The sequence below is a fragment of the Arthrobacter sp. U41 genome, assembly GCF_001750145.1.
GTDB lineage: Bacteria > Actinomycetota > Actinomycetes > Actinomycetales > Micrococcaceae > Arthrobacter.
Genome location: NZ_CP015732.1, coordinates 1430720 through 1445604, shown reverse-complemented (window position 1 = coordinate 1445604; position 14885 = coordinate 1430720). Strand labels below are relative to the sequence as shown.

The 14885-nt window shown below is 66.7% G+C and carries 17 protein-coding genes and 1 pseudogene; 5 read left to right on the top strand and 13 right to left on the bottom strand.

Translation table 11 applies throughout. From position 1 onward, the window contains the following. Positions 1-76 precede the first annotated feature (76 nt). Positions 77-976, bottom strand: coding sequence for an SDR family oxidoreductase (locus ASPU41_RS06725; RefSeq protein WP_069950266.1), 900 nt, complete (start codon positions 974-976; stop codon positions 77-79). Between the two features lie 214 nt (positions 977-1190). On the opposite strand from ASPU41_RS06725, the gene ASPU41_RS06720 reads away from it, so the two are divergent. After that, positions 1191-1703 carry a DUF6328 family protein gene (locus tag ASPU41_RS06720; RefSeq protein WP_069950265.1) on the top strand — a complete coding sequence of 171 codons (513 nt, stop codon included), beginning with the start codon at positions 1191-1193 and terminating at the stop codon, positions 1701-1703. A 2-nt stretch (positions 1704-1705) separates the two neighbouring features. Continuing rightward, a complete protein-coding gene (locus tag ASPU41_RS06715; protein WP_069950264.1) occupies positions 1706-2413 on the top strand; it encodes a DUF6766 family protein in 708 nt (235 codons plus the stop codon). 4 nt (positions 2414-2417) lie between these two features. Here ASPU41_RS06715 and ASPU41_RS06710 read toward each other — a convergent pair whose 3' ends face one another. After that, the gene (locus ASPU41_RS06710) at positions 2418-3542 is read right to left on the bottom strand and encodes a glycerate kinase (protein ID WP_069950263.1); all 1125 of its coding nucleotides are present in this window, start codon (positions 3540-3542) and stop codon (positions 2418-2420) included. Positions 3543-3723: 181 nt separating this feature from the next. Here ASPU41_RS06710 and ASPU41_RS06705 point away from each other — a divergent pair, with 181 nt between their 5' ends. Both ASPU41_RS06705 and ASPU41_RS06700 read left to right on the top strand, forming a co-directional pair. Next, a complete protein-coding gene (locus tag ASPU41_RS06705; RefSeq protein WP_069950262.1) occupies positions 3724-4473 on the top strand; it encodes a histidine phosphatase family protein in 750 nt (249 codons plus the stop codon). Further along, positions 4457-5416: an ADP-dependent NAD(P)H-hydrate dehydratase gene (locus ASPU41_RS06700; protein WP_197515784.1), complete on the top strand. Its 960-nt coding sequence runs from the start codon at positions 4457-4459 to the stop codon at positions 5414-5416. The genes ASPU41_RS06705 and ASPU41_RS06700 overlap by 17 nt, the downstream gene beginning before the upstream one ends. Before the next feature lie 18 nt (positions 5417-5434). Here ASPU41_RS06700 and ASPU41_RS06695 read toward each other — a convergent pair whose 3' ends face one another. The 6 genes from ASPU41_RS06695 to ASPU41_RS06670 form a co-directional block, all read right to left on the bottom strand. Beyond that, a complete protein-coding gene (locus ASPU41_RS06695; RefSeq protein ID WP_197515831.1) occupies positions 5435-6178 on the bottom strand; it encodes a glycerophosphodiester phosphodiesterase in 744 nt (247 codons plus the stop codon). A 105-nt stretch (positions 6179-6283) separates the two neighbouring features. After that, positions 6284-6532 (bottom strand): hypothetical protein, encoded by a 249-nt coding sequence (locus ASPU41_RS06690; RefSeq protein WP_069952529.1) that lies wholly within the window; start codon positions 6530-6532, stop codon positions 6284-6286. A gap of 160 nt (positions 6533-6692) precedes the next feature. After that, positions 6693-7511, bottom strand: coding sequence for a Cof-type HAD-IIB family hydrolase (locus ASPU41_RS06685; protein WP_069950260.1), 819 nt, complete (start codon positions 7509-7511; stop codon positions 6693-6695). 165 nt (positions 7512-7676) lie between these two features. Beyond that, complete coding sequence (locus tag ASPU41_RS06680; RefSeq protein ID WP_069950259.1) at positions 7677-8189, bottom strand: YbhB/YbcL family Raf kinase inhibitor-like protein; 513 nt, start codon at positions 8187-8189, stop codon at positions 7677-7679. 9 nt (positions 8190-8198) lie between these two features. Continuing rightward, positions 8199-9203 (bottom strand): carbohydrate kinase family protein, encoded by a 1005-nt coding sequence (locus tag ASPU41_RS06675; RefSeq protein ID WP_083266672.1) that lies wholly within the window; start codon positions 9201-9203, stop codon positions 8199-8201. Positions 9204-9264: 61 nt separating this feature from the next. Continuing rightward, a complete protein-coding gene (locus ASPU41_RS06670) occupies positions 9265-9945 on the bottom strand; it encodes a rhodanese-like domain-containing protein (protein WP_083266397.1) in 681 nt (226 codons plus the stop codon). A 371-nt stretch (positions 9946-10316) separates the two neighbouring features. Here ASPU41_RS06670 and ASPU41_RS06665 point away from each other — a divergent pair, with 371 nt between their 5' ends. Beyond that, positions 10317-10991 (top strand): SDR family NAD(P)-dependent oxidoreductase, encoded by a 675-nt coding sequence (locus tag ASPU41_RS06665; RefSeq protein ID WP_069950257.1) that lies wholly within the window; start codon positions 10317-10319, stop codon positions 10989-10991. A gap of 717 nt (positions 10992-11708) precedes the next feature. Here ASPU41_RS06665 and ASPU41_RS06655 read toward each other — a convergent pair. The 5 genes and pseudogenes from ASPU41_RS06655 to ASPU41_RS06640 all read right to left on the bottom strand — a co-directional run bounded on the left by ASPU41_RS06655 (position 11709) and on the right by ASPU41_RS06640 (position 14880). Further along, the gene (locus tag ASPU41_RS06655; protein ID WP_069950255.1) at positions 11709-12005 is read right to left on the bottom strand and encodes a hypothetical protein; all 297 of its coding nucleotides are present in this window, start codon (positions 12003-12005) and stop codon (positions 11709-11711) included. A 122-nt stretch (positions 12006-12127) separates the two neighbouring features. After that, a pseudogene (locus ASPU41_RS23280) lies at positions 12128-12269 on the bottom strand (IS110 family transposase); the annotation flags it as partial. Positions 12270-12389: 120 nt separating this feature from the next. After that, positions 12390-12794, bottom strand: coding sequence for a D-ribose pyranase (rbsD, locus tag ASPU41_RS06650; protein WP_069950254.1), 405 nt, complete (start codon positions 12792-12794; stop codon positions 12390-12392). Positions 12795-12914: 120 nt separating this feature from the next. Next, positions 12915-13802, bottom strand: coding sequence for an NAD-dependent epimerase/dehydratase family protein (locus tag ASPU41_RS06645; protein WP_069950253.1), 888 nt, complete (start codon positions 13800-13802; stop codon positions 12915-12917). Between the two features lie 52 nt (positions 13803-13854). Further along, complete coding sequence (locus ASPU41_RS06640) at positions 13855-14880, bottom strand: ABC transporter permease (RefSeq protein WP_197515783.1); 1026 nt, start codon at positions 14878-14880, stop codon at positions 13855-13857. Between the last annotated feature and the right edge of the window lie 5 nt (positions 14881-14885).

The following is a 14885-nucleotide window of genomic DNA, read 5'->3' as shown; positions in this document are numbered from 1 at the left end:
CGTTCTGGAGTCTTGAACTGTGCGGATTCGTGGATCTGGTGAATTCGTGGATCTGTCGGAAAATGCTGTGCAGGGCTCAGAGGCCCTTGCCCCCCGTAACGGGAACCACGGCACCGGAGATGTACGAGCCGTGATCGGAGGCCAGCAGCACGTAGGCCGGCGCGAGTTCCGCCGGTTGACCCGCGCGCTGCAACGGGGTGTCCTGGCCGAAGGACGGCAGCTTCTCCGGCCACTCGGTCGCCGGGATCAGGGGCGTCCAGATGGGGCCGGGAGCCACAGCGTTGACACGGATTCCCTTCGGGCCGAGCTCCTGTGCCAAGGCCTTGGTGAAAGCGACCTGCGCCGCTTTGGTCATGGCGTAGTCGATGAGCTGGGGCGAGGGGTGGAACGCCTGGATCGACGCGGTGGTGATGATGGACGCGCCCGCCCTCAGATGCGGCACGGCGGCCCGTGCGGTCCAGAGCAGTGAGTAAAGGTTGGTCTTGAAGACGCGGTCGAACTCCTCAGTCGGGAGGGACTCGAAGCTGTCGCGGTTCTTCTGGTAGGCGGCATTGAGCACCACGACGTCCAGGCGGCCGAACTCGGCGAGCGTGTCGGCCACGATTTTGGTGGCGAAATCCTCACTGCGGCCATCGCCGGCGATCAGCAGCGCCTTGCGGCCGGTTTTGCGGATCCAGGCGGCTGTGTCCTGCGCGTCGGCTTCCTCTTCCGGCAGGTAGGAGATGGCGACGTCGGCCCCCTCCCGGGCGAAAGCGATGGCCACCGCCTTGCCGATCCCGGAGTCTCCGCCCGTAATCAGCGCAGCCTTGCCTTCGAGGGCCCCGCTGCCTTCGTAGCTCTCCTCGCCATGGTCCGGCTGGGGGTCCATGGGCGCGGTCAGGCCCGGTTGTTCCTGGACCTGCTCCGGAAAGGACCCGGAGTAGTAACCGTCCCGGGGGTCGCGCGGCTGGTCCTGCTGCTTGTTTGAATCACTCATAGTCCACCTACCCAATGTGTCGGTTTTCCAAGGGCTGCTTCCCGGCCCCGGAACTGACGCGGGCCTCCGAAGCTGTCCCCATGAAGTAAACAGTTCCACCCTACCCGGAATTTCATCAGCAACCTTAGTACTGTCTTGAATTTCCGAACACTCAAGTCTAGGTTGAGTGTTACCTTCCCCCGAAGTTCGACCCGCATTCACCCGGAGGCGACCAGTGTCCAAGCTTGAGCCAGAGTCCGCTCCGCAGGAGCCCTCGACGGACCAGCGGAACGAGACCGCCATCGAAAAACTGGACCGCAACTGGATGGAACTGCTGCAGGAACTGCGGGTGCTGCAGACCGGGGTGCAGATCCTGGCGGGCTTCCTGCTGACCCTGCCGTTCCAGTCGAGGTTCGAATCGCTGGACGACTTCCAGGTCACCCTCTACCTCGCTAACGTGGCGCTGGCCGCCCTCACCACAGCACTGATCCTGCTCCCGGTCAGCGTGCACCGCCGACTGTTCCGCTTGCACCTCAGGGCGGCCCTCGTGGCCAGTGCGGACAGGATCGCAAAGGCTGCCTTGGCGGGCATCGGACTCCTCAGCGTCGGGACCTCCGCGCTGGTCTTCGACGTCGCGGCGGGCCGGACGGCGGGATTGACTGCCGGGGCCATGCTGCTGGCAGTGCTGCTCATCCTGCTCGTTTACGTGCCGAGCCGGCTCCGCCGGCAGGCCGCGGAAAGGACGTAAACATGACGAACGCCGCAAGCAAACAACGCAGCACCCAGCCGCGAAAGGACAGCGGGTGGGTCAAGGACCACGGACTCATGCTGGCCAACATCGGCCTGTTCCTTCTGTTCTTCGGCGGCATGGTCTTCAGCGGCGCCGCCGCCTACAGCGAGGACCAATTGGCCCACGGCGAGCCGGCCGTGACAGCCCTGCAGTACCTCGGCACGGGGTCCTTCCTCGAGGCGACATTTGAGAACTGGGAGTCCGAGTTCCTGCAGATGGGCATGTACGTCATCCTGACGGTGTTCCTTTTCCAGAAAGGATCCTCGGAGTCCAAGCCCATGGACCGGGCCGCTCCGCAGGATGAGGATCCCCGGGACGCGGCCCTGAAGGCGGCCACCCCCTGGCCCGTGAGGCGCGGCGGCTGGGTCCTCAAGCTCTATGAACATTCGCTGTCGATCATGTTCCTGCTGCTGTTCGTGGCGTCGATGACACTCCACGCCATCGGCGGGAGCGAGGAATACAGTTCCGAACAGCAAAGCCACGGACAGCCGCCGGTGACCGTCCTCGGGTACCTCGCCACGAGCCGCTTCTGGTTTGAGTCGTTCCAGAACTGGCAAAGCGAGTTCCTGGCAGTCGCCGTCCTGGTCGGCGCTTCGGTGTATCTGAGGGAGAGGGGCTCCCCCGAATCCAAGCCGGTCGCGGAGCCGCACTATGAGACTGGCGCCTGAGCTCTCAGGCCCCCTCGAGCACCTTGCTGGTCGCCCAGGCGAGGTACTTCGCGGCGTTTGCGACGGCGTCGTCCGGGCTTCCGGCAACGTCCAGCAGTTGCGCCGCGGCCACCACACCGTGCTCGGCGAGGTCCTCCGGGGTGACCAGGATCCGTCCCGCGACCACAATCACCGGGATTCCGAGGCTTTGGGCGGCGTGCGCAAGCGCAATCGGCGCCTTGCCGGTGAGCGACTGGGAATCCAGCGAGCCCTCACCGGTGATCACGAGGTCTGCCTGCGCGAGTTTGCTGGCGAGTCCGGTGAGCCCGGCGACGAGTTCGAAGCCGCCTTCCAGGGCTGCACCGCTGAAGGCCAGGAAGGCGGCGGGGAAACCGCCGGCCGCTCCGGCGCCGGGAACATTGACGTCCCGTCCGGTGGCCTGGCGCAGCACCGAGGCCCAGTTGCGGAGTCCGGCGTCGAGCAGCTCGACGGCGTCCTCGTCGGCGCCTTTCTGCGGGCCGAACACGTGGGCTGCGCCGTCGCTGCCGACGAGCGGGTTCTGCACGTCGACGGCGATCCGGAAGGTCACGGCGCTGAGCCGCGGATCGAGGCCGCTGGCGTCGAGCTGGGCCACCTCAGCGAGCGAGCCACCACCGAGCGGGACCACGTTGCCTGCGGCGTCGAGCGGCTTGAGGCCCAACGCGCGCAGGGCGCCGCTGCCGCCGTCGCTCATTGCCGAGCCGCCCAGGCCCAGCACGATCTCCGTCGCGCCGGCGTCGAGGGCGGCCGCGATCAGCTGGCCGCAGCCGTAGCTGTGCGCCCGCAGGGCGTTGGCCGGGGTGGGATCCATGTGCGCCAAACCGGAGGCCTGCGCGGTTTCAATTACGGCGGTGGCCCCGCCGAAGGCGTCCTTCCGGATCGCCCAGGCTGCGCCGACCGGCGCCAGGATGGGGCCGACAACCGCGTTCAGGCGCTCCTCATACCCCGCGGCGACGGCCGCCTCAAGCGTTCCTTCGCCGCCGTCGGCCACCGGAAACTGGATGGCCTCGGCGTCAGGATAGACGCGCAAGGCCCCCTCGGCGATGGCGGCGGCGGCTTCGGCGGCCGTGAGGGAGCCTTTGAACTTGTCCGGGGCGATCAGAATACGCATGGTTCCATCCTGCCAGCACCCGGGACCCGGACCGACCCCGGGGCGAGGATCGACGCCGGGGCGAGGATCGACGCCGGGGCAGCGGCGACAGGCCCCGGCGTCGGTAGTAACGTGGCAGCCACACTCGATCGACCCGACTCAGGGGGCAACGGTGAACGAAAACGGAACGACCCGGCAGGGCATGACCGCCCTGCCCGGAATGACCGAGCTTCTGCTCGTCCGGCACGGCGAGAGCCAGGGTAACGTGGCCGCCACGCTGGCACACCAGTCCGGGGCCCATGTCATCAACGTTCCGGCCCGGGACGCCGACGTCGAGCTATCCGGCACCGGGCGCGAGCAGGCGCTGGCCCTGGGCCGCCTGCTCGCCGGGTTTCCGGCGGACCGGCGTGCCGCGGTCGTGTCCTCGCCCTATCTCCGGGCCCGGCAGACGGCGGAACTGGCCGTCCACACCGGGGGCTGGCAGACAGAGCCCGTGCTGGATGAACGGTTGCGTGACCGCGAGCTCGGCATCCTGGACATGCTCACCTCCGCCGGCGTGGAGGCGAGGCTTCCGCAGGAGGCGGAGCGCCGGCGCTGGCTGGGCAAGTTCTATTACCGCCCGCCCGGTGGCGAATCCTGGGCCGACGTCGTGCTGCGGCTGCGCTCCCTGCTGGCCGACCTGGACCGGCTGTACTCCGGCCAGCGTGTGCTGCTGGTCTGCCACGATGCCATCATTGTGCTGTTCCGTTACATCCTGGAGGGGCTGACGGAACGCGAAGTGCTGGACATCGCCGCCACGTCCGCGATTCTCAACGCCTCCGTCAGCCGCTTCGTCCGGCCGGGCGGCACGGGTCCGTGGCAACTCGAGAGCTTCAATATGGCAGACCACCTGATGAACGAGGGAGTCCCCGTGACCGAACACGCTGGAGATACCAATGTCCACCCGCGGTAAGGCTGCCCCCGGGGGCGGACAGAAGCCGGGCCACCCTCAGCCCGTGACACCCACCCTGCTGCGGGCCTGGCCGTTGCCCGGCGGCGGCTCGGGCAAGGACGACCGCGGATCGGTGCTGGTGATCGGCGGCGCGCGGATGACGCCGGGCGCCGCGCTGCTCGCCGGGGTGGCCGCGCTGCGCTCCGGCGCCGGACGGCTGACCCTGGCCGTTGCGGAATCGGTTGCTGTACAACTGGCAGTCGCGCTGCCCGAGGCGGGCGTGCTCAGGTTGCCGGAAACCGCGTCGGGCACGGTCAAGGGCTCTTCGGCGGCCGCCGTCCTCGCCTCAGCGGTCGAAGCCGCGGACGCGGTGCTGATCGGGCCGGGGCTCGATGACAAGGACGAGGCCACCGCGTTGCTCCGCGGACTCCTCAAGGTGCCGGCAGGGAATCGGCCGCCGGCCATCATCCTCGACGCCTTTGCCCTGGGCAGCCTGCCCGAGCTGGCCGGGGAGCTGGACCCCTGGGCGGGCCGGCTGATCCTGACCCCGAATGTCACCGAGGCGGGCATCCTGCTGGGGCACGAGACCGGGGAGCTGGCCCGGGACGTGCCGGAGCTCGCGGAGAAGTATGGCGCCGTGGTGAGCTGCCAGGGGGTTATCGCGCGGCCGGCCGGGGATGCCGGCGGGGCCGACGACACCCACGGCGGCGGGACCGGGGCCACGCTCTGGGAAATCACCACCGGACACAGCGGCCTTGGCACGTCGGGTTCCGGCGATGTGTTGTCCGGGACGATTGCCGGTCTTCGGGCGCGCGGAACCGCGGACGCCCAGGCCGTCTGCTGGGGCACGCATCTGCATGCGAGCGCCGGGGACCGGCTCGCGAGCCGGCTGGGCGGTCTCGGCTACCTCGCCCGCGAACTCACGGAGGAGCTGCCGCCACTGATGATGGAGCTCGGTTCCTGACCGGTTTTCCAGGCTGGGTCAGTCTTTCCACCGGCCGCGCTCCTGCAGGACTGCCTTGAGCAGGTCCGCGCGGTCGGTGACGATCCCGTCGACGCCGAGGTCGAGCAGCCGGTGCATTTCCGCGGGATCGTTGACGGTCCAGACGTGCACCTGCAGCCCGTGCAGGTGGGCGCGCCGGACGAATCCGGGGCTCACCACGGTCACGCCACCGTAGCTGACCGGCACCTGCAGAGCCTGGACGCCGCGGAGCGCCCGTCCCGCCGTGAGGCGCAGCAGGGGCGCCGGGAGGACCGGGCCAAGCAGGACAAAGAGGGCGTTGGACACCATACCGGCCGAGCTCGCGGCGGGGCGGCTCAGCTGTCTGAGCACGGCCCGGCGCCGGCGGTCCGAGAAGCTGGCGATCAGCACGCGGTCATGCAGGCTGTACCGTTCGATCGCCGCAGCCAGGGTGTCCACCGAGTTCCAGTCCTTGACGTCGAGGTTGATCCGGACGTCCGGGAAGGCTGTGGCGAGTTCCGCAAGCAGCGGGATGGGCTCCGCGCCGCCGATTCGCGCCAGCGCCACGGTCTCGGCCGTGAGCTCGGAGATCCTTCCGCGGCCATCCGTGACCCGGTCCAGGGTTTCGTCGTGGAACAGCAGCAGGACTCCGTCGGCGGTGGTGTGCACGTCCGTCTCCAAATGCCGGAAGCCGAGTTCGACGGCGGCGCGGAACGCCGCCATGGTGTTTTCCAGCCCGTCCGGGGAGAAGCCGCGGTGGGCCATGGCCACGGGAAACTCCGGCCCGTCACCGGCGGCAAAGAAGGGGTGCGGAGTGCTCACTCCTGAAGCCTAGCGGAGCCCCGGACTGCGGGGTGGTGGGGCCAGGGATCAGTTCGCGGGCGGGAGTATTTCCACGCCGTCGCTGCAATGCAGAAGCGTGCGGCCACGGCCGCCGTCGAGGTGCACCCATACTGCTGTGTGGTCCGCGGTGACGGCGTCCACGAGGCCTTCGGTTTCGAAGCCGGGAGCCAGCCGGACGCTGACGCGGTCACCCTGCTGCAGGCTCTGCCAGTGTGCGTCCGGCGCAACCCGGCGCAGGGGAGTTTCGTCCGTCTTTTCCGTGCGGTACTTGGCCATGATTCCCACCGTCAGTCAGCTGATCCGTCGTGAGATTTCAGCGTAGGGCGCCAAGGTGAACATTAGTTGACTCTCAGCTGGGAGTCCGGTGTCCGTGCGGGGCGGCGTCCCGTGCGCAAAGCAGTGGCCTGCGGGCTGGCCAGAGCCGCCCGACGTCCGGTCAGGGCAGCCGGACGCCCAGGGCTGCGAGCTTGGCCTCGAGGATCTTAGCGACGCCGTCGTCGTCGAAGTGCGGCGCCTGCTGCCCGGCGGCGAGGATCGCCTCCGGGTGGCCGCTGGCCATCGCGTACCCGTCGCCGGCCCAGCGCAGCATCTCGATGTCGTTGGGCATGTCCCCGAAGGCCACGACGTCGGCGGAGTCGACCCCAAGGGCCGCCGCGTATTCGGCGAGCGTGACTGCCTTGTTGACGCCGGGCAGGGAGAGTTCCAGCATCGCGATGTTCGGCGCCGAGTGGGTTGCCGCGGCCAGGTGGGCGACGGCGGGCGTGACTTCGGCCAGGAAATCGTCGGCCGAGCCCTCCCGGACCACGGCGAGGAACTTCACCACCGAATCCGAGGCGGTGAGCGTGGTGTGCAGCGGCGCCGGGGTGAACTCGGCAAGCAGCCGGCTGGAGCCGTTCTCGAGAAACCCTGGTTCCAGGTGGAAACCGGTCAGGGTCTCGGCGGCAAAAAGCGCGGACGGGCGCAGCCGCTGGATGATGCGGCGGGCCTCGAAGATGGCGTCGAGCTGCAGCGCACGGGCAGAGACCATGCGGTCCGCCTCAAGGTCCCAGACGACGGCGCCGTTGGAGCAGATGACGGTGCCGGTGTGGCCCAGCTGTTCCTGGAGCGGGTGCAGCCAGCGCGGCGGGCGTCCCGTGACGAAGACAAGTTCGATCCCGGCGGCCCGGCAGGCGTGGAACGCGCGGATGGTACGGTCACTGATTTTGCCGTCGTGGCCGAGGATCGTTCCGTCAATGTCACTTGCTACCAGCCGCATACTGCCAGTCTACGTGGCGGTGCCGGGGCGGGCTCCGTCCCGGGCGACGCTCCCCGGCACCGAAACCGCGGAAAACGTGCCCGTTCGCCGGAACGAAACAGCTCCGTCGAAGGCTACCCGCGATCTCGGCGGGAGCGGGCGCAGGCGGGCCAGCGCGGCCCGTGCCTAGCGCCGCTCGTAGACGCCGGTCAGGGTCGCCTTGGCCAGGGTGTGCGGGGCGAGCTTGGCTTCGAGTTTGGCGGGGTGGGCTCCGGCGTCGAGCCCCGTGTGCGCGACGTCGAGGGCGTGGACCGTGACGATGTACCGGTGCGGCCCGTGGCCCTTGGGCGGCGCAGCCCCCAGATAGCCGGGGGCACCGCCGTCGTTCCTCAGCTGGAAGGCGCCGGGCGGCAGGTGCCCGGTCTGGCGCGATCCCGCCCCGGCCGGCAGGGACGTGACGTCTGCGGGAAGGTCGAGCACGGCCCAGTGCCAGAATCCGCCGCGGCCCGGGGCGTCGGGGTCGAACATGGTCACGGCATAGCTCAAGGTCCCGGCCGGGGCGCCGCTCCAGCTCAGCTGCGGGGACTCGTCCTTCGCGCCCGCCCCGGCTGCGGCGCCGCGCTGGGCCGGCGGCAGGATCTGGCCGTCCTGGAATGACTCACTGCTGACGCGGAAGGACGGGGCATCGTGGTGTGTCATGGCTGCCTTTCAGTTGCTGGGGAGTTTTGCACTTTCGGGGTTGCTGCCCGCGGTTTCCGCAGGGTGCCGCGCCTGCGTGCCGAGTTCCATCCGTTTCAGTTCCGCACGGGTGGGCGGGTTGGCGCCGGGCCGGGAAACGGTGACCGCGGCGGCCCGGGCTGCGTGGGCCAGGAGTTCACGGAGGCTTTCGGCGGAGAGTTCGCGCAGGTCCTTGCGGTTCTGCGCCCCGTCCAGGCCCAGGTCCACCAGCGCGGAAAGCAGCGCCGCCATGAAGGAATCCCCGGCGCCGACGGTGTCCGCCACTTTAACGGACGGTGCCGGGAAGTGCGCTTCGCCGGCCGCATTCACGCCCCAGGGGCCCCGGGCCCCGCGGGTGACCACCACCAGGGCGGGTCCTGCCGAGCCGCCGAGCGAAAGCCAGCGCCGGGCCGAATCCAGCGGATCCTCGCCCGGGTAGAGCCACTGCAGATCCTCGTCCGATGCCTTGACCACGTCGGCGAGGGTGACGAACTTTTCCGCCTGCCGCCGCGCGTAGTCCACGTCGGTGATGATGCTGGGCCGGCAGTTGGGGTCGAAGCTGATGGTGGCCTGGGGATGGGCATGTTCGACGGCACTGAGCACCTCGGCGGCTCCGGGAGCCAGCATCGTGGCGATCGAGCCGGTGTGCAGCAGCGTCGTTGCCTGCAGCATGAACGGCAGGCTGTCCGCGAGCCCGGGCAGCTGCCAGGCGAGCTCGAAAGTGTAGCTGGCGGAGCCGTCGTCGTCGATCAGGGCGGTGGCCACGGACGTGGGGAGCTCGTCCGGGCCCAGCGGGAGCAGCACCGAACTGGACTTCAGGTGGGCCGCCACGGCTTCACCGTAGGCGTCGCGGCCGTAGCGGCCGATGAACTGGACCGGATGGTCGAGCCGGGCCAGACCCACGGCGACGTTGAGGGGGCTTCCGCCGACATGGGCCTGGATACCGGAGGAACGCTGGACCACATCAACCAGGCCCTCACCAATAACTGTGAGCATGCTCATACTCTGCCAGAGAACGCCGGCCGGCGCCCCAGTGTTTCGGAGCGGGATGTCTGGTTCAGTCCGGGGAGGCCGAGGGATCCCCGCCGGCGTCCACCGGGATTCCGGCGGGCCCGGCGTCGTCGAAGTTGGCTTCGATGTGGACCACATCCCTGCCGGCGCGCTGCAGCAGGCTCGCGGCGATGCCTGCCCGGTAGCCGGAGGTGCAGTGCACCCACAGCTTCCCTGCGGGGACGGAATCCAGCTGCCGCAGCAGGTCGTGCAGCGGGACATTGACCGCTCCGGCCACGCGCGAGGCGGCGAATTCGTCGGCCCGGCGGACGTCGATGACGGTGTCCCCGGGAGCGCGGCCCGCCAGCATCCCGTCCCAGCCGACGCGGGGATAGGAGGCGAGCGCGGCGCGGGGCGCCAGGGCGTGCGGGTCCGTTCCGAGGGCGGCGTCCGTGGACTCGATGCCGATCCGCGAGAGGTCTCGGATGGCGTTTTCCACGTCGTCGCGGGATCCCACCAGGGTCAGCTGCTCGCCCCAGGGCAGGATCCAGCCCAGGTAGGTGCTGAAGCTGGTGCCGTATTCGAAGCTCACGCTGCCCAGCAGGTGGTTGCTTGCGAAGGCCACGCGGCGGCGCAGGTCCACCACCCACTCGTCGGCCGCCAGGCGCCGCGTGAGTTCCGAGGGGTCCAGCGATTCCGGGACGGCCAGGTCCGCTGGGCCGGGACCGGCGGCATTGGCGACGCCCATGATGCTCCTATAGGCGTCAAATTGCGTTTTTGGCTGCTGTCCTGTTCCAAGGCCGGCGTGCCCCCGATTCGAGACCGAGCTTCTTGAGCACGTGGCGCGTCATCTGGGCCAGCCCGTGAACTATGGTTGGCCGGCGGACAGTCTGGCTTGACTAATCCGCGTCCCGAGCACCTTGACGACCGCGGGTTAGGCGGTTCGCCTGAGCTCGGCACCGATCGGCCGAGCTCTCCAGCTGAGGCGCGCGCTCGTGAGGAGTGATGACGTGAACTAGACTCACAGGGGTTCGGGTTTGTCGACGGTGATGCCGACAAAATGTCGCCCAACCTGACCGCGCTATTGTCAAGACAATAAATCAATCGAAGGAACCCACCGTGTCTGTCATCGCTATCATCGGAGCTGGACCGGGTCTTGGAGCGGCAGTTGCGCGAAGGTTTGGGCGCGAAGGCTTCTCGATAGCCCTGATCTCGAGGAACCAGTCGAAGCTTGACGTCATGGCCGCGGAGCTCGAGGCCGGCGGCCTGACCGCGCGTGGTTACGCCGCGGACGTGCTAGTACCGGCGGCGCTTGAAGAAGCCCTTGCACGTGCCGCGGCAGAACTGGGATCCATCACCACGTTGCAGTACAGCCCGCTCCCGGCGCGTGAATACCTGAAGCCGGTACTCGACATGACTCCCGAGCTCGCGCTGGAAGCATTGCGGTTCTCGGCTCTCGGGCTCATTCACGCGGTGCGCACGGTGCTACCAGCGATGCGCCAGGCAGGACGCGGCAGTATCATCCTGATCAACGGCGGAACCTCGGTGAAGGCACGCGCCGACTTCGCAGGCACATCGGTCGCGTTCCCGGCCGAGAGCGCCTACGGTGAGATGCTCCACGACGCACTCGAGGGTGAGGGCGTCCGTGTCGCGCAACTCGTAATCCCCGGGGGCATTCCTAAGCTTCGGCTTGTCAATGGCATCGACGACGTCGCCGATCGCATTTGGGGCCTCCACGCCGTCGAGGGCCCGTTCCGCACTATGCTCATCCCGCTCGAGGACGGCAGGGAGTAGGGGCGCCATCGGCGTTGGCCATGTTGCCTGTTGACTTCGAGACCAGGACGTAGAACCGGCCGTCGCTCAGAGCAGGCGCCGGATCATTGCCGCCGCCCTCGCCGCCCCATCGTTACGTCGTCGACTACATGGCACCCGAAACGGGCACCCGGCATTTACCGCTTACAGAACAACGCCAAATACCGCCGCGAATCACACCTTATGGTGTTGACGGGTAGTTGTCTGTGGCCGTTGTAGGGTCGTGGCTACCCAAGGGGTGGGTATGGCTTTGTTACTTTGGCCGGACGATTCACGTCGTGACGGCTCCGAAGGATTGGCCGCCCGTCACCCCGCGATGGCCCGACCGCTCATTGAGAGACGCGACGTTATCGCCGGATAGGGACACGACGGCGGTTATCTGCCGGGTTCCACCCATCCGACAGACAGGCGGCTGTTTTGGCGAAATTTTCCGGTATCGACGCCGGCAAAGCCCATCACACAGACCCCCGACTTCTACGCGGGGACCCAACCAGCCTCACATGCTGATTTCGCGTGTCAGGCCAAAAGGAACGCTCGGGTGGACATCCGCCGTATACAGCTCGTGGCTGTGGCGTGTTACGAGAATGCCGCATTTGTTGGCAACTGCTGTCCGGAAGAGAATGTCAACAGCCTTGTTGAGGGTCTCTTCCAGATTGGCTGCAGAGGAGATAGTGACGTGGACAGAGTGGGCGCTTGTCTTTACGAGCATTGGTTCTTTCCGGAAGGGTCTTGGACCGCGGCTGTTGGATGGAGAGAGGGAGACTGATTGATCAGCAGTAGCTCGACGCCTTCGGTATTTCCGATGACCTGCCGGGTCCTTGTGTCATCACGGATGATCCACACAGCACGTGAATTACCGGTCTTCGTTTCGATGACGGCGACGAAATTCTGCCCGTTGTTGTCCTGGACGCGGACTGGCTGTCCCGGCCCGAGGTTGGTCCAGTCTTGGGCCGGGAAGGACGCCTCGGCTGGGCGTGGCAATGTCTTCTTCACCACGGGTCGCCTCCTTTACTGCGCTGGTTCATGGGATCCCCGGCACGGGGAGGGCCAGTCGCCCGGTGATGGCTTCTAGGCATCCGAGGTTGCCGCAGAAGTCATCCTCTGACGTGCTGGGCACTGCGGATCCGGTTTGACGTCGCCGTGATCTGGCTGGCGAGGTCGTTATCGAATCCGTAGGGGATGCCGGGTTCGGCCAATGTCACGTCGTCGGAGCGTGTGCGGCGTGGTCCGGGCGGCCTCTACGATGGGTGCCGCGTCCCGGCAGAAGTCAGACCGGCATCACCGCCGACCATGAAGCCTCTTAAGTTGGGAGTCATTTTAACCACCAATCTAAGAGGTCTCTACTCATTCTTGTGGAACCGGCGACCCGACCGAGTACGCCTAGAAGGGAACTCCTGAGAACAGGAGGACGTTGGAATAGGGTGTGAATTCGCCTGACCGAACGACCGCGCGAGCAACGTGTGTTCTCCGTTTGAACTCGGTGTGAGGCACAAGCTCAATCTCAACGTCAGCCCGGTCCAGCCGCTGCCTGATGGCGTTCAGCATGTCTGGACTGCTCTCGACCATCTCGCTGGAAACAACCGCCTTCTCAAGAACGAATTCGGCCAAAACGGTGTCGAGTACATCCAAAAAGGCGGGTGCGCCCGCCCGATATGCCAGATCAATTCGTTCGACCGATGCGGGGATGGGTAGGCCGGCGTCCGCCACGACGATCGAGTCGGTGTGCCCGCACTCAGATATGACTCGCGACAGTTGCGCATTCAAGGTGCCGTTGTTGCGTCTCACTGGTTGCCTCTTGCTCTCTGGTCGTTAGGATTGTCTGGCCCTGATCGACAGGATTCAGTTGTTGCCTGGGGTGCGGGCCGCCTAACGCGGTCCGCACCCCAGGCGATAGGGCGAACTGTCTCAGCCTCGCGGAAGAGCTTTGCCGTCGGAATCCAGGTAGTCGCGCCAGGACCGCTTCGGGCTCCAGCCGAGCATGCGCTGGGCCTTGGCGCTGGAAATTCCTGAGGCGTCCGGGCGTGCGGTGGGGCGGAGCTCGATCTTGTCCCCGTAGTAGGTGTGCAGGATCTCACCGAAGTTTCGTCCACCGACGTTGTCGGGTGAAGCGATGTAGAAGACCTCGTGTCCGGGCAGGTCAGACTCCGTTGCAAGCACAATTGAGTCCGCAAGGTCGTAGGCGTCGATGTAGCTCCACAGGTTGGGGCTGAGGACCGAGGCGTCGCGAACCTGGGGGCCGAGGTTCTGCTCATAATTGCCCTCGTACTGTACCCAGCTTGGGCGCAGCGAGATGCAGCGGATGTCGGAGCGTCGGACTGCGGCGTCCATCAGCTGCTCGCCGAAGTGCTTCGAGATCGCGTACGGATCCTGGGGGTGGATGGGGTGTTCCTCGTCAACGGGAGCGTAGTCCGGCAGGAAGTCGCGCTCCGGGAAGAAGAAGCCGGGGACGGTCTCGCTCGAGATGTTTACGAAACGCTTCACGCCGAACCTGACTGCAGCCTCAAGAACGTTGAAAGTTGCCATGAGGTTCGTGTGGAACACGACTTGGGCCGGGTTTCCGGTGGGCTCGGGGATCGCGGCGGTGTGCACAACCGCGTCTGCGCCGCGCACAACGGCGTATGCTTCTCCGGCGTCTGTGAGGTCCGCCATCTGGTAAGTGGCGGTTCCTTCTGCGCGGCGTTCAAACCCCGGTCGGGTCAAGTCCACTGCGTGAACATCGTGGCCGGCGTCCAGCAGCGCCTGGGTCGCTGCGCGACCGACTTTACCGTGGGCTCCAGTGATTACTACCTTCATGATTGCTCCTTTGTTTGATGTGCGCCCCTAGCGAGGCGCTGGTCTTCGCGTTCTAGTTACGTTTTCTACGCCACATGTTCAGTGCAACGGCTCCGACGATGATGACGCCGCTGAATGCTTGCTGCCAGTAGGCGGAAATACCCAGGAGGATAAGCGCGTTCTGGATAAGCAGGAGCAGGGAAGTTCCCAGTGCGGTTCCCAGGATCCCGCCCACACCACCGAACAGGCTCGTTCCACCGATGACGGCTGCCCCGATGGCCAGGAGTTCGTACCCGTTTCCTGCAGCCGGTTGGCCGACGCTCAGCCGCGCGGTCTCCAGGATGCCTGATACCGCGGCGAGGGTGGAGGAAATAACGAATACGGAAATTTTCACACGGCGCACTCGGATGCCCGATAGTTTGGCCGCTTCTTCATTTGAGCCTACGAAATAGATGTGGCGGCCGAATGTAGTGCGTGTCAGCACGAAGTGGCTCACAATCGCAACGACCGCTGCGATCCAGACGGGGACGGGGATACCGAGGAATGCTCCCTGCCCGATGTAGAGGAAGCCTGGCGGGAAGCCGCTGATGGTCGAACCGCCGGTAATACCGAGCGACAATCCGCGCGCCACGGCGAGCATGCCCAGAGTCACGACAAACGAAGGTATCCCCGCAAAGGCATTGATCGAGCCGTTCACCAGCCCGACGAGCGCACCGGCGGCCAGGGCCAGAATCACAGCCACGACCGGCGGTAGCCCGGCGTTGACCATGGCCTCACCTGACAGGACACTCACCAACGCGACGACGGAGCCGACAGAAAGGTCAATCCCGCCGATCAGGATGACGAACGTCATGCCAACGCTGATCAGCAGTGCCAGAGCAATCTGCCGTCCGACGACCGTTAGGTTCCCGGCGGTAAAGAAGTACGGCGAAGCCCACGAGAGGTAGATAACCAGGAGAATCACAACGCCACCCAGGGTGGACTCTCGTGCAGTGATGATCTTCAACAACCTGTGGCGGATCTTCTCGCTCAACGATGTTCGAGCGGCCGCCGGCAAGGTGGGACCACCGTCTAGCGTCGTTTGTGTTTCTCGTTTCACGGTCT

What these genes read in the sequence shown, in the direction of transcription:
- ASPU41_RS06685 (WP_069950260.1), bottom strand. Translation starts at nt 7,511, where the DNA reads ATGCGGCTGGTAGCAAGTGACATTGACGGAACGATCCTCGGCCACGAC.
- ASPU41_RS06725 (WP_069950266.1), bottom strand. Translation starts at nt 976, where the DNA reads ATGAGTGATTCAAACAAGCAGCAGGACCAGCCGCGCGACCCCCGGGAC.
- ASPU41_RS06705 (WP_069950262.1), top strand. Translation starts at nt 3,724, where the DNA reads ATGACCGCCCTGCCCGGAATGACCGAGCTTCTGCTCGTCCGGCACGGC.
- ASPU41_RS06700 (WP_197515784.1), top strand. Translation starts at nt 4,457, where the DNA reads ATGTCCACCCGCGGTAAGGCTGCCCCCGGGGGCGGACAGAAGCCGGGC.
- ASPU41_RS06695 (WP_197515831.1), bottom strand. Translation starts at nt 6,178, where the DNA reads ATGGCCCACCGCGGCTTCTCCCCGGACGGGCTGGAAAACACCATGGCG.
- ASPU41_RS06680 (WP_069950259.1), bottom strand. Translation starts at nt 8,189, where the DNA reads ATGACACACCACGATGCCCCGTCCTTCCGCGTCAGCAGTGAGTCATTC.
- ASPU41_RS06715 (WP_069950264.1), top strand. Translation starts at nt 1,706, where the DNA reads ATGACGAACGCCGCAAGCAAACAACGCAGCACCCAGCCGCGAAAGGAC.
- ASPU41_RS06710 (WP_069950263.1), bottom strand. Translation starts at nt 3,542, where the DNA reads ATGCGTATTCTGATCGCCCCGGACAAGTTCAAAGGCTCCCTCACGGCC.
- ASPU41_RS06670 (WP_083266397.1), bottom strand. Translation starts at nt 9,945, where the DNA reads ATGGGCGTCGCCAATGCCGCCGGTCCCGGCCCAGCGGACCTGGCCGTC.
- ASPU41_RS06675 (WP_083266672.1), bottom strand. Translation starts at nt 9,203, where the DNA reads ATGCTCACAGTTATTGGTGAGGGCCTGGTTGATGTGGTCCAGCGTTCC.
- ASPU41_RS06645 (WP_069950253.1), bottom strand. Translation starts at nt 13,802, where the DNA reads ATGAAGGTAGTAATCACTGGAGCCCACGGTAAAGTCGGTCGCGCAGCG.
- ASPU41_RS06690 (WP_069952529.1), bottom strand. Translation starts at nt 6,532, where the DNA reads ATGGCCAAGTACCGCACGGAAAAGACGGACGAAACTCCCCTGCGCCGG.